This is a genomic window from Wolbachia endosymbiont of Ctenocephalides felis wCfeT (assembly GCF_012277295.1).
In the GTDB taxonomy this organism is placed as follows: domain Bacteria; phylum Pseudomonadota; class Alphaproteobacteria; order Rickettsiales; family Anaplasmataceae; genus Wolbachia.
Window position 1 is genome coordinate 548,973 of the sequence record NZ_CP051156.1, and the last position, 14,035, is coordinate 563,007.

At 34.8% G+C, this 14,035-nt stretch carries 12 protein-coding genes and 3 pseudogenes; 5 read left to right on the forward strand and 10 right to left on the reverse strand.

From position 1 onward, the window contains the following. Positions 1-16: 16 nt before the first annotated feature. The 6 genes from HF197_RS02650 to HF197_RS02675 all read right to left on the reverse strand — a co-directional run bounded on the left by HF197_RS02650 (position 17) and on the right by HF197_RS02675 (position 5,674). Positions 17-337 (reverse strand): zinc ribbon-containing protein, encoded by a 321-nt coding sequence (locus HF197_RS02650; RefSeq protein WP_168464164.1) that lies wholly within the window; start codon positions 335-337, stop codon positions 17-19. An 8-nt stretch (positions 338-345) separates the two neighbouring features. After that, positions 346-717 carry a hypothetical protein gene (locus tag HF197_RS02655; RefSeq protein ID WP_168464165.1) on the reverse strand — a complete coding sequence of 124 codons (372 nt, stop codon included), beginning with the start codon at positions 715-717 and terminating at the stop codon, positions 346-348. Between the two features lie 33 nt (positions 718-750). Next, positions 751-1,707, reverse strand: coding sequence for an IS5 family transposase (locus HF197_RS02660; protein ID WP_168464166.1), 957 nt, complete (start codon positions 1,705-1,707; stop codon positions 751-753). A gap of 43 nt (positions 1,708-1,750) precedes the next feature. Then, on the reverse strand, positions 1,751-2,998 hold the full coding sequence (locus HF197_RS02665) for an ankyrin repeat domain-containing protein (protein WP_168464167.1): 1,248 nt from the start codon (positions 2,996-2,998) through the stop codon (positions 1,751-1,753). After that, entirely contained in the window at positions 2,999-4,576 is a 1,578-nt protein-coding gene (locus HF197_RS02670; RefSeq protein ID WP_168464168.1) for an ankyrin repeat domain-containing protein, read from the reverse strand. 72 nt (positions 4,577-4,648) lie between these two features. Beyond that, positions 4,649-5,674, reverse strand: coding sequence for a quinone-dependent dihydroorotate dehydrogenase (locus HF197_RS02675; protein ID WP_168464169.1), 1,026 nt, complete (start codon positions 5,672-5,674; stop codon positions 4,649-4,651). Positions 5,675-5,824: 150 nt separating this feature from the next. Between HF197_RS02675 and HF197_RS02680 the strand changes: the two genes are divergently transcribed. Next, positions 5,825-6,850 (forward strand): hypothetical protein, encoded by a 1,026-nt coding sequence (locus tag HF197_RS02680; RefSeq protein WP_168464170.1) that lies wholly within the window; start codon positions 5,825-5,827, stop codon positions 6,848-6,850. Between the two features lie 218 nt (positions 6,851-7,068). Further along, entirely contained in the window at positions 7,069-8,025 is a 957-nt protein-coding gene (locus HF197_RS02685) for an IS5 family transposase (protein WP_168463922.1), read from the forward strand. Between the two features lie 86 nt (positions 8,026-8,111). On the opposite strand, the pseudogene tnpC reads toward HF197_RS02685, so the two are convergent. The 3 genes and pseudogenes from tnpC to HF197_RS07420 form a co-directional block, all read right to left on the reverse strand. Then, a pseudogene (gene tnpC / locus HF197_RS02690) lies at positions 8,112-9,472 on the reverse strand (IS66 family transposase). A gap of 22 nt (positions 9,473-9,494) precedes the next feature. Beyond that, a complete protein-coding gene (locus tag HF197_RS07415) occupies positions 9,495-9,986 on the reverse strand; it encodes an RDD family protein (protein WP_369800015.1) in 492 nt (163 codons plus the stop codon). Further along, the gene (locus tag HF197_RS07420) at positions 9,929-10,531 is read right to left on the reverse strand and encodes an RDD family protein (protein ID WP_246168581.1); all 603 of its coding nucleotides are present in this window, start codon (positions 10,529-10,531) and stop codon (positions 9,929-9,931) included. The genes HF197_RS07415 and HF197_RS07420 overlap by 58 nt, the downstream gene beginning before the upstream one ends. A 192-nt stretch (positions 10,532-10,723) precedes the next feature. On the opposite strand from HF197_RS07420, the pseudogene HF197_RS02700 reads away from it, so the two are divergent. Then, positions 10,724-11,493, forward strand: a pseudogene (locus HF197_RS02700) (IS5 family transposase). Between the two features lie 49 nt (positions 11,494-11,542). Here HF197_RS02700 and ispH read toward each other — a convergent pair. Continuing rightward, entirely contained in the window at positions 11,543-12,472 is a 930-nt protein-coding gene (gene ispH, locus HF197_RS02705) for a 4-hydroxy-3-methylbut-2-enyl diphosphate reductase (RefSeq protein WP_168464875.1), read from the reverse strand. A 20-nt stretch (positions 12,473-12,492) separates the two neighbouring features. Here ispH and HF197_RS07425 point away from each other — a divergent pair. Together HF197_RS07425 and HF197_RS02710 are read left to right on the forward strand one after the other, a co-directional pair. Then, positions 12,493-12,894 (forward strand): annotated as a pseudogene (locus HF197_RS07425) (penicillin-binding protein 2); the annotation flags it as partial. 45 nt (positions 12,895-12,939) lie between these two features. Continuing rightward, positions 12,940-14,031, forward strand: a complete 1,092-nt coding sequence (locus tag HF197_RS02710; protein WP_246168608.1) for a peptidoglycan D,D-transpeptidase FtsI family protein — start codon at positions 12,940-12,942, stop codon at positions 14,029-14,031. Positions 14,032-14,035: the final 4 nt, after the last annotated feature.

The window sequence follows — 14,035 nt, forward strand, 5'->3', positions numbered from 1 at the left end:
AATTGAAAAAAGTAGTTCAACCAGCAATTTCTGGAATTGCATCCTTAACCTGCTGGATTTTATCCTCTATTTCCTCTGTTTTTTTACCTATTTCATCTACTGTTGATAATAACGGTTCTACTATATTTTTGTCTATAGAATTACTATAATTTTCCATACTTTCGGTTAGAGCATCATAGAAATTTTTAAGGTGCTTAACAGTGATAACTGCAGCTTTAATTTCCTTGATCTCATCTTTCGTCATATCTTTAGTTATATCAATTTCTTCTGTTTTAGTAGAAATCTTTTCTACTGCTGGTTTTATAAATTCCGGTTTTTTAAATTTGGTTTCAGTCATATAAACTCCTATAAAAAATTATCACTATTGTCTCCTACAAAAGCAGTAGAATCTGCAATTTCAGGAATATTTTTATTAATTTCTTTAAGTTTCTCTGCCATCTCATAAAGTATTCTCTCAGATTGCGAGCCACATCTTTTTAGCATATTCAGCATATCTTCAGCTGCTCCAAGAACTTTTGATTTCAAGTTTTTATTTCCTAGCAATTTAGGATCTTCTAACACGGCATCGATGATATCTTGAAAACTTAAATGCTTTGACTCTGAAGAATACGTAGAGAAAGGTTTTAGCTCTTCATTGATCTCTTCTAACGATCTCACGGCTTTATCAAGGCTCTTTGCTAAATCACACTTGCTGAACTCTTCTTGGCTTTGTTGCATCGCTCTTTGGATAGGAGGCAATGCATAATAAATTCATAAAGCTATCTCAAATTTAGCCATGCCTATTTCAGTAAATTTGTTCAGCAAATAACACTTGAGTAGCATTTCTTTCTCACGGTTAATCTCAGATTTGTTCCTAAAACTAAACCCAAATGTTTGCTTCAGTCGCGAGAAAAAACTTTCTATATAAGATCTCTTCCCATAATTTATCTCTTTTTTCCACTTCTTCATACCATCTTCACCATATGACTTTATGAGCTTGATTGTAGAATTTCTCTCAGCCATATAATCCAGCTTTGGATGCTCCACTGCATTGTTTTGCAGAGGAATTTTTGTCTTTATGCCAAGCTCATTGCACAATTTGTATAACTTCTTTCGATTATATGCTCTGTCTGCATATAGTGTGCTTATATTGTATTTAGCATTAGCCCTTGCAATAAGATCACAGGCTCCATAGTGGTCAGAATAAACTCCACTACTGTATTTTGCAGCTATGACTTTTTTGCTACCTATCTCCAGCATTACATGCAATTTTCTTGTTTGCTTATAGCCACGGTACTTTCTATCTGTACCGTTTGCCTTACTATGGCCTGGAATATTATTGTAGATGCTTATTCCAGTGCTATCTATGGCGATCTCAATATTTTCCATACTGTTTTTATCATGTCTTCGATCATTAATTTTTAAGTTAAGCTTTTTGAATCTTCTGGAAGCCTGGGAATAGCTGATAACTTGCAAATTTTTCCCTATTTGCTCAAGGTATCCCGCTATAAACCCCACCGTTTGTCTTAGGCCTATTCTAAACAAATAAGTTATTATGTGAATTAGAATTACGACTTTATCACTATAAATATTGTTGCCACCGGTCATTTTGGGACTTTTTTCGTACCAATTTTCTATGGCATCGTTGACGTAATAAAAAATATTTCCTCTTTCTTGGAGAAATTTGTTATATTCGTAGCAGTTACTGACTTTCATTTTGACTGGCATATTTTTCCTTTGTCGGTTAAATGCCTGTTTATAATGAATTTCATCAGTAACTCCCAGTTCTTTTTACTTTAGCTATGCAACAAAGCCACTCTTCTTTCACAGTTTTCAACACTTCTTCTACAACAGGTTTCTCCTTCTCCAGCTCTCTCATCTCCTTTTGCAGTTTTGATAGCTCTTCTAGAGCAGTTGTTTTTTCTTCTATGATTTCTTTCAGCTTCTCCTTATTATCTTTCATTTGCTTCTCTAAAGCTGCTTTTGCTGCCTCCTTCTCTTCTTGGTCTTGTTCCCCTTTTTCTTTCAGTGCTTTCAGCTCTTCCTGCTTTTTTTCTACAGCGTCTTTTGCTTCCTTTAATGCTTTCTTCGCATCTTCCAATTGCTTTTGCACCTCTTGCTCATTCTCTTTTGCCTTTTCCAACTCCACTTCTAGGCCTTTAGCTTTTTCATATTGCTTCTCATAACCTTCCAATATTGAACGTATTGCTTCATCCTTAGCTAGCTCTAACGGTGTTTTACCATCTTCATTTTTTACTATATCAGCACTACATTTCACAAATAACCTTACAATCTCTAGATACCCTCGTTCCGCTGCCCAGTGTAGTGGTGTATAGCCAAATTTATCTTGAGCATTAATGTTAGCACCATATTTAATTAGAAGATTAACTATTGCCACATCTTCAGCCCAGTGCAGAAGTGTATAGCTACCGTCCCAAACATTCACTTCAGCACCATGCTTAAGCAATGTCTCAGATAGTTGTTGATTTCCATTTTTAACTGCCAAACCTAGTGGTGTAAAGCCGACATTATCTTTAATATTCACATTAGCACCACACTCAAGTAATTCCTCAGTGAATTTCTGATTTTCATATATAGCTGCCCAATGTAGTAGTGTATAGCCGCTTTTGTCTTGAGTATTAATGTTAGCACCATGCTCAATGAGATACTTAATCATATCTATATCTTTAGCCCAATTTAGCGGCGCATAGCCATCTTTGTCTTGAATATTTACGCCAGCACCATACTTAAGCAACGTTTCACACACTTCACAATTTCCATATTCGGCAGCCAAACTTAGTGCTGTACGACCATTATTATCTTTAATATCAATATTAGCATCATGCTCAAGCAACGTCTCAAGTAATTTCTGATATTCACGTTTAACTGCCCAATGTAGCGGCGTATAGCCATCCTTGTCTTGAACATTAATGTCAGCACCACTTTTTATAAAAAGTTCAACTTTTATTAATAGTTTAGCTTCTTCTATATTCTCTTCTTGTACTGCATCAATTAACAATTAAGTATTATAAGTCTTAACACCAAGCTCCAGTAATTCTGCTATATCTTCAAATTTCTTTTCACGAGCTAAGTCCAGTGGTGTATAGCCATCGTTATCCTTGATATCAATGTTTGCACCGTGTTGCACTAGCAGTTTTACTATTTCTATCTCTCCTCTTAAAACTGCCAAATGCACGGGCGTATAGCCATCTTTGTCTTGAGCATTAATGTTAGCACCACGCTCAATGAGAGACTTCACCATCTCTACACTTTTAGCCAAATGTAGTGGTGTATGGCCGTCCTTCCAGCCTTGAACATTTGCATTAGCACCATACTTAAGCAATGTCTCAGCTAATTTCTTATGTCCATTTTTAACTGCCAAATGTAGTGGTGTATGGCCGTCCTTCCAGTCTTGAATATTCACATCAGCACCATGCTTAAGCAATGTCTCAGCTAATTTCTTATGTCCATTTTTAACTGCCAAATGTAGTGGTGTATAGCCATCCTTGCCTTGAGCATTAATGTTAGCACCTTTATTAATGAGATAAGCAATAATCCATCCATTTCTAACCAAATGTAGCGGCGTATAACCATTATTATCTTGCGTATTAATATCAGCACCATGATCAAATAACATCACAGATATATCTATATGCCCCTCTTTAACTGCCAAATGTAGTGGTGTACATCCATAACTATCTTTAACATTCACGTTAGGAAGGTGCTTAAGCAATGTCTCAACTAGTTGCGGATGTTCATATTTAACTGCCAAATGTAGCGGTGTATAGCCTTCTTTGCCCTGAATATTCACATCAGCACCATTCTCAATCAACCATTCTGCTATTTCTTTATATCCTTGCTGAACTGCAATACCCAATGGTTTATAACCACTTTTTTCTTCTTGAGTATCAACATTGACACCATCTTTTATCAGCAATGCAGCTTTCTCAATATCGCACTTTTGTACTGCCTCAAATAACCGTCTAACTTTACAACCCTCTATACCAGGTGTTAATAAATTACTTATGGCAAGTATTTGAGTTAAAATAACTCCAGGTTCTACTTTTTGATTTAATTTAATCGGAACCTTGCCATTTTTATCTTCTAAACAATCATCTGCTCCATGCCCTATTAGACACTTTACCATCTCTGCATCTAAGTCCAAAACTGCTAAGTGTAATGGAGTACGGCCATCCCTATCCTGAGCATTAATGTTAGCACCATTTGCAATAAGAAAATCAGCTGATTTTACATCTTTAGCAGCGTGTAGTGGTGTACGACCATTTTTGTCCTGAAAGTTTACATCAGCACCATGCTTAATCAGCAATTCTACTAAAGCATCTTTATAATCAGAATTATTAGCTACTACCCAGTGTAGTGCTGTTAAATTCTGACGTATAGGCTCAACTGCCATATTAATATTAAACATATTAGTACCAAAACGCCAACTAAGAAGTTTTATTAATTCCTCTACAAGACTTGGTTGACACCCTAGCCTGATAGCAATGGGAAAAAAACTATCATCTAATGAATGTTTTTTAATACTATTCTCAATCCCATCACACGTTGGCTCTATATGAATATAAGGCAGCTTCATACAAACTCCACTAAAATATAGTTAAAATATTAACATGATTTATCTAATTTATTATTAAATTAATATACAAAATTAATATATACAGCCCACTGCCTCGCTAACGTTATTAAACCCATCCTTTCTTATCAGCTCTGCAAGTTCCAGGCTAATTTTGTTTACGATTTGAGGCCCTTGGTATATGAGAGCGGTGTACAATTGCACTAAAGAGGCTCCTGTTTTTATTTTTTCATATGCATCAGCACCGCTTGAAATGCCACCGCACCCTATTAATAAAACTTTTCCGCTAGTAAGCTTATACATATCGCTCAGTAATGCAGTTGAAGGTTTGAACAACGGTTTGCCACTTAATCCACCAACTTCACTTTGGTGAGAGTGCAAACCATCTCGGTTTACTGTAGTGTTGCTCACTATTAAGCCATTAATTTTATATTCTAACACTAACTCAGCAATATTTTCCTTCGTCTGTTGATCTATATCTGGTGAGATTTTTAATATTATCGGTATAGATTCAGAACTATCAATTGATTTACGTGTTATATTGATTTCCCTCAATAATTCTGACAGTTCTTGTTTATTATGTAGAGCACGTAAGTTAGGAGTATTTGGAGATGAGATGTTTAGCACTACATAATTGCTTTTTCCATACACCATCTTTATTAGATCAACATAATCGCTGATTTGATCCTTCGCTGTGCTATTTCTTCCTATATTTATACCAAAAATATAATCATCATGATCTATTTGTTTAAGAAGATAATCTATTCCTTTATTATTAAATCCTAATCTATTAATTATCGCATAATCTTTTACCAATCGAAAAATTCTTGGTTTGTTATTTCCATATTGTGGGTTACGAGTTACGGTACCAACTTCAACAAATCCAAAGCCAAACGAGAGCATTGGTTTTATTACTTCTGCATTCTTATCAAAACCTGCAGCAAGACCCACAGGACTCCTAAGTTTGTTAACAAAAAAGTCCACACTTAAAGATTCAGGCAACTCCATGGGTTTTCTACATGGCATTCTCTTTAATACCATAATTGCCAAAGAATGAGCAGCTTCAGGTGGCAGTAAAAACAGTAAATTACGCAATATCATTTTATGAAATAATATAATTGCTTTTTATATAACATAATTTCGCCCTCTTGTTCAGTTTATATTAGTAAATTAATTTCCTTTTTACATTAATATAGAAATTAATATAATTAAAAATATTAGTTAATATATCAATAAATATAAGAGGATGTTATGGTTTCATTAAAGGAATATCTTAGAACAATAAGGAGTCACTTTAAAAGCGTTAGCGGCAGCAAGATCAAATTTGAAGTGCTAGAAGAAAAATTTATTGGATTTGAGAAAAGCTACCTTCAATTGCAAGGCGCTCAAAGTACATCCGCAGATGAGTTAGATAAATTGTATAAAAGTGTGCAAGAGTTTATTGTGCAAGATTTAAAAAGTGAATCTCTAAATAAATTTGAACTTTTAAGTGGTAGTCAAGAGACGCAAGAAATAAACGATCTATTGTATAAAGGGAAATCAACAGATGAAAGCAGTCAAAAACAATTAGAAGAGATAAGAAGTAAATATAATGTTCTAGAACGACTTCTAAAGATGAAAGAACAAGCTAGTAATCTTAAAGAAGAAATTTCTGAATCACGTAAAGCGTTGGAAGCACTGGAAGACAAGCATAGTGATAAAGCTGAAGTACAGAAAGACAAAACACCTACTAATGCAAGCCAAAGGAAACAAAGAGGGAGAAAGGGTCCGTTGCATGCAACAAAAGAAGAAGTAACAGTGAAGAAAACAGCGGATGTGAATAAACGAACGAGAGAACTTGAATGTGCGATAGGATTAGTTGATAGCATGATAAAGGAAAAAAAGAGAATTGAAATAACAAAAAAGCAAGCTATTAAACTGCTCAGAACATTGGAAAAAACAAGAAAAGAGAATGAAGGATTTATAGAAGGTGAAAAAGTATTCTATGCATCACAAATACAGAAGGTAAAAGAAAATACAGATGACCATAAGACAGAAACCGAATCACTGGATACATTACAAAACATGAAAGAGGCTCGTTATAGGATAGAAATAGTTGAAAAATTAATTCTGGAGATAAAACAAAGAATTACTTTATGTGACAATGAGATACAGAAGCTACAGGAATTAATTGATAAAGAATCAGAAAGTAAAACCACTACCTCAAGCACCAAATCTGAAGACACAAAACTTGAGAAAGTAGAAGCCAAAAGCCCTACTTATGGAAAGAAGCGTTAGCTTTGTATTTCGAGAGGTTGGCTTACTTGTAAAACAGTGCCATTCCAGTACTTGACACATAACTGTACGAACATTGCATTTTAGGCCAGTTACCAACAAAAGGGTGTTACCCCAGTGCTAGACACTGGGGTGGCTTTGTTGCATAGCTAAAGTAAAAAGAACTGGCAGTTACTGACAAAATTCATTATAAATAGGCATTTAACCGACAAAGGAAAAATATGCCAGTCAAAATGAAAGTCAGTAACTGCTACGAATATAACAAATTTCTCCAAGAAAGAGGAAATATTTTTTATTACGTCAACGATGCCATAGAAAATTGGTACGAAAAAAGTCCCAAAATGGCCGGTGGCAACAATATTTATAGTGATAAAGTCGTAATTCTAATTCACATAATAACTTATTTGTTTAGAATAGGCCTAAGACAAACGGTGGGGTTTATAGCGGGATACCTTGAGCAAATAGGGAAAAATTTGCAAGTTATCAGCTATTCCCAGGCTTCCAGAAGATTCAAAAAGCTTAACTTAAAAATTAATGATCGAAGACATGATAAAAACAGTATGGAAAATATTGAGATCGCCATAGATAGCACTGGAATAAGCATCTACAATAATATTCCAGGCCATAGTAAGGCAAACGGTACAGATAGAAAGTACCGTGGCTATAAGCAAACAAGAAAATTGCATGTAATGCTGGAGATAGGTAGCAAAAAAGTCATAGCTGCAAAATACAGTAGTGGAGTTTATTCTGACCACTATGGAGCCTGTGATCTTATTGCAAGGGCTAATGCTAAATACAATATAAGCACACTATATGCAGACAGAGCATATAATCGAAAGAAGTTATACAAATTGTGCAATGAGCTTGGCATAAAGACAAAAATTCCTCTGCAAAACAATGCAGTGGAGCATCCAAAGCTGGATTATATGGCTGAGAGAAATTCTACAATCAAGCTCATAAAGTCATATGGTGAAGATGGTATGAAGAAGTGGAAAAAAGAGATAAATTATGGGAAGAGATCTTATATAGAAAGTTTTTTCTCGCGACTGAAGCAAACATTTGGGTTTAGTTTTAGGAACAAATCTGAGATTAACCGTGAGAAAGAAATGCTACTCAAGTGTTATTTGCTGAACAAATTTACTGAAATAGGCATGGCTAAATTTGAGATAGCTTCATGAATTTATTATGCATTGCCTCCTATCCAAAGAGCGATGCAACAAAGCCGATCGATTGCTACATTTTTGTATCCATTCAGGTGTATGGCTTAAGAAGCAATAGCCAGTAGGTTTTGAAAAGGATTTAACTTCTTTTGCCTCCAAGTCAAGTACAATGAAATTATCCTCTCAAGAAACATATTTCCCCGTTTCGATTGTGTAAAATATGAAACTTTTCGGTAAACAACGTAATGCCGAATCTGTCGCTCAGCATAGTTGTTTGTCAGTGGAATATTTTCTGGATCGTCCAAAAATTTCCACATCATCAGATCCGATTTCATGATATTTTTTGCTACTCGAGACGCTCCAATTGCCTCGGGTAAATTTGATATATTCTTTAAGTAATATCTTGTTCGCTTGCGTAATTTTCTTGCTCTTCTTATGAACCTTAATGTGTCTATTTCATCCTTTAACAGAGCTTTTTTCAATGCAAATAATTCAGTAGCAACATTCCTTAAATAATACCCCAAAACTTTCACTTCGCTATTCCAACTATGAGACAACCTTTCAAAATCTCTTGCTAAATGTGCCCAACAGACCTGCCTTTTCTTGCTGGAAAAGTAGTTGTAAGCTGCATATCTGTCGGTCACTACTAGGTTGTTATTCTTTCCAAATTTACTATTTTCCAGGACTTTCATCCCTCTTGACTCTGTCAATTTGATCACACTCCCTATTTTGCTCGCAAACATCCAGCACCAGCCCTGTTTACCTTTGTTGTAATGGCTAGTTTCATCGATATGTAAAATTTTGCTCTTGCTTACCTCTTCCTCAATTTGCTCATATGCTTCTTGGCATTTTTCTGCCACTCTAGCCTCGCTATTTGATACACTACCGACGCTGATATCCAGGTTGAAAATGTCCTTTATAATATTTGCCACTTCTTTTTTCGAATTCTTGTAAAATCCACTTAATGCTGCAATTACTGACTTAACTCTTGGACCAAATGTGTCCGCAGTTACTCCTTCTTGTAGCTTGCTACTTTTTCTTTTTCCACATCTTTTGCAACGTCCATGCTCTAGTTGATATTCAACTACATACGGCTTGATTTCCGGCAAATCGACCTTTTGATGAGTATACGGATCTTTTGATACCGCAATTTCTCCTCCGCACTCACACGTATTGGGCAGTTCTATTTTTACCATCTCATCTGCCTCCATTTTAGGGCGGTAACTGCCTTTATGTCCAACCTGTGCTCCTACTTTCCTGTCACTTTTTGGCTTATTTTCCCTCATCTTATATAATTCTTTGGAGCTTGGTATAGATGAATTTTTTGAATTTAAGCCAAGCCTTTCTTTTAACTCAGCGTTTTCGATCCTTAGCGCTTTATTTTCTGCTTTAAGCTCTTCTATTTTTGTTTCTAACTTTTCTATAGTCTGCTTAAACTTTCGCAAAATTCTAAAAGATCAACCATATTACCTCACAGCCACTCTAGTTTACCTTTTTAGCATTCCTTGTCTACTCTTTATTTTACCGCCCGGCTGAATGGATACTATTGCTACTGTTCTTGCAATCTTATCGTAAAAAAGCTGCTTTCGCTTATCAAATATTGCATGTATAATAATCAGTATCATTGCTATAAAGATTAAGCCTAATAAAGGTAAGAGCCACCATTCTGAAGTATGTTCATCGGTTAGTGCTTTTATAATAAGTATACAAATAGTTGCAGTTAAGCTAAAAGCTCTAAATAAAATATATCTTACTGTTGCTTGCATTATAGTAATGCCTTTAAGTGTATTTGCGTCTTTTATGTGAATGCAGAACAATAACTGTCCTGGAGTACCATTAAATCTTTTTATTAAAAATATTTCAAATACTATTGACAGCAAAAAAGACAAGCATTTAGTCAAGGACTGAGACTTATAAAAACCTAAAACCGTTTTTGCAAAAAAGAAAAAATTAAACAAATTCCTACGATAATAAAGCAATCTATAATATGTGCTATAGCACGTCTAGTTATTCCCATATAATTTAGATTTGTGTCGCATTCTTTAAGTACTACTACTGTTTTTGTAATCTTGTCATAAAAACACTGTTTATGCCGATCAAATACTGCAAGTATTAGAACCAATACTGGTAAAATCATAAACCACTCAGAAATATAAAGAGGCACAAATAAAAGTTCCTTAAGAGTGCTTCTTATCACCGCTTGCATTAAAGTAATGTTTTTTAGTGTTCCTGCATCTTTTATGTATATACCACACAGCAATTTTCCTGGAGTCCAACCAAGTTTGAATATCATTAACGCTTCTAACGCGACATATAATGCAGTAGATATCAATTCTTCTAATACATCATACCGAGATGAGATTAAAGAGTCTGCGTAAACGTCATCATAATTAAAAATATCAGCGGGAAGTTTTCCTGATAACAGGAATAAAATGAATAAGTAAAAAACTAGAAATATTATTTGATCAACAAAGAAAGCAACAACACGTCTATTAATTCCTGCATAATTTACTTCAGCATTCATTTTTATACCTCACACAATTTGTCTATTTATGACATTAATAATGGAAGCAATTATACATGCTGATAATTAAACAGTAGTAAAATTTAATTATTAGTATCTTTGAAAATTACAGCTTTGTTATAAGAAGGTGTCTGCAAAGTATGTAGAAAAGTAGAAAAAAGGACAATTATGTGATACAAGGATAACTTTAACATGTATCCAAGTGACATAAAAGACAGTGAATGGGAAATTTTAAAGCCATATTTTGAGCCAAAAAAGACAGGTAGACCAAGAAAACACGATATTAGAACAATTATTAATGCAATAAGGTACGTAATGAGAACAGGCTGCCAATGGAGACAATTACCTAAGGATTTCCCACCATGGAAGACAATTTACAGTTGGAACACACGACTAAAAAACACTGGAAAATGGCAAGAAATACACGATATTTTAGTAAAAAAAGTAAGGGAGGTAGTTGGTAAAAGAGCCACACCATCAGTTGGAATAATTGACAGCCAATCAGTAAAAACGACTCAAAAAGGGGGGCCAGAGGTTACGATGCTGGCAAGAAAATAAAAGGTCGAAAACGGCATATTATTGTAGACACGCTAGGACTCGTGATTACGGCAGATGTACACAGTGCAAGCATCCAAGACCGCGAGGGAGCTTTAGATCTTCTGGTAAAAGCAAAACAAAAAATACCAACATTACAGAGGTTTTTTGCTGATCAAGGATACACAGGTAACCTTAAAAACAGATGCTTAATAAAAACAGGATGTTTATTTACAATAGCAAAAAAAGCTCCTAATATTGCGGGATTTGAGGTTATACCGAAGCGTTGGATTGTTGAAAGAACTTTTGCTTGGCTTTCCAATTTTAGGCGTATGAGTAAGGATTATGAGCATTCTCCTCAAACTTCGGAAACCAATATTTTCTTTAATATGACTACTATTATGCTTACTAAATTAGCTAATTCTTGAGTTTGCAGACACCTTCTAAGGATGTGGTAGCAACTCAACCCAATCCCACTCAGTTCAAGCTTGGTACTTTAAACTGAACGTTTTCAGTAATACCGTCTGGCATAACCGAGACTTCAATGGTTATTTTTGTTTTTAAATAGTTTATCAATTCATCAACTAATACATCCGGGGCAGAGGCTCCTGCAGTAATGCCTATTTTTTCTACACCATCCAACCAGTCTTCATTTATACAGGTATAATCATCAATTAAATATGCTCTTTTTCCTTTTGCCAGGCATAAATCTATCAAACGGTTTGAGTTTGAGCTATTTTTACTTCCTATTATGAATACCATATCAACAATCTCAGCTAATTTTTTTACAGCGTTTTGCCTATTTTGCGTTGCGTAGCATATATCTTTTAAATCAGGTCCTGTAATATTTGGAAACCTTGATTTCAAAGCAGTAATAATTTCTCTAGTATCATCAATGCTTAATGTAGTTTGTGTTACATAGGACAGATTATTTGGCTCTCTAACCTTTAAGTCATATACATCCTGCACAGTCTGCACTAAAGCTATAGGATTATTTACTCTTCCTCTAATTCCTTTAACTTCTGGGTGGTTTTCGTGCCCGATTAGAATGAGTTCTTTGCCATTGTCCTCGTATCTTTTTGCTTCTTTATGCACCTTGCTGACCAAGGGACAAGTTGCATCAATTACTTTGATATTCTTTCTTTTTGCTTCATCTTCTATACTTTTTGACACACCATGGGCACTGAAGATCAATATTCCTCCATTACCTTCAATTTCCTCAATATTTTTTACAAAAATCACACCTTGCTTCATAAAATCCTCCACTATATATTTATTGTGGACGATTTCGTGCAACACATACACCTGGCACTGGTTGCGATATTTTTCTAAAGTAATAGCTAATATGTCTACAGCTCTTTTTACTCCTGCACAAAAGCCCCGTGGTTCAGCTAGAATGACTTCCATCTCTTTCCAATCAAATAAATATGCAAGCATTACTTAAAAATAAGCTCCGCTCACTGTACTTTATAGTACCATTATTTATATTTTATATAATAATTATTTTTCGTATATTTTCTCTAACGTTTAGTACTCCAGCAGATTTAAATAGCAGTAATAAAGCATATGGACAACCTGACATTTTAGATAGAAACGGAGTGGTGATAGCAACAAATGTACCCACAACTTCGCTGTATATAAATCCAACTAAAGTGAGAGATCCAGAAAATATAGCAACACAATTATGCTCCACTCTAAATAATCTTGAATATGAGAATTTATATAAAATACTTACCTCAGAGAAGAAATTTGCTTGGATAAAGAGACATTTAACTCCAAAAGAGTTACTGGCGATAAAAAGTACTGGCATTCCTGGAGTAAATTTTCATGATGATGTGAAGCGCATATACCCACATAGTAATTTATTTGCGCACGTGCTTGGCTACACAGACATAGATGGTAATGGTATTGCCGGAATTGAAGCATATCTTGCAAGAGGCAGTAAAAAACAGCCCATAGTACTATCATTGGATCTACGAATACAAAGTGTAGTACATGATGAATTAGCCAAAGCTGTGAGTAAGTATCAAGCACTTGGTGGAGTGGGGATAGTTTTAAATGTAAAAAACAGCGAAATTGTTTCATTGGTTAGTTTGCCTGATTTTAATCCTAACCTCCAAAGTAAAGCAGATGACATGCAAAAGTTTAATCGAGCAAGTCTTGGAGTGTATGAAATGGGTTCAGTGTTTAAGTTTTTTACGATAGCTGCAGCACTTGATGCTGATGCTACAAAACTTAGTGATTTATATGACGTATCAAAGCCAATTACTATTGGAAAATACAAAATACAAGACTTTCATAAGTCTAAAATTCCAAAAATCACTGTACAAGATATATTTGTAAAATCATCTAACATTGGTGCAGCTAAAATTGCAGCAAACTTGGGCATTGAAAAGCAGATAGAATATTTTAAAACTATGAAGCTATTTTTTCCCCTAAAAGTTGAAATACCAGAAACATCTATACCGATCATTCCAGACAGATGGAGCGAAAGCACTTTAACTACAGCATCTTATGGTTATGGAATAGCTGTTACACCTATTCACATTGTTCAAACTGCAGCTGCATTGGTTAATGATGGAATATTTCATAATGCAACTTTGATATTGAATAAAAAAAGTATAGGGGAGCAAATTGTGACAAAAAGTACTTCTCAAGCAATAAGGAATTTACTACGTGCAGCAGTAACTGATGGCACGGGTAAAAAAGCAGACGTAAAAACCTATTCTATAGGAGGAAAAACTGGGTCAGCGGAAAAAGTTATCAATGGCAAGTATGATAAAAATGCAAATATAGCATCATTCATAGGAGTTCTTACCACACTTGACCCAAGATATATAGTATTTATTACTATTGATGAACCGCAGGGTATGCAATTCTCTACAGGAGGAATAATTGCTGCTCCAATAGTAAAAAATATTATAACCAGAATAACACCGATATTAAATATTATGCCTGAAATGTAAAATC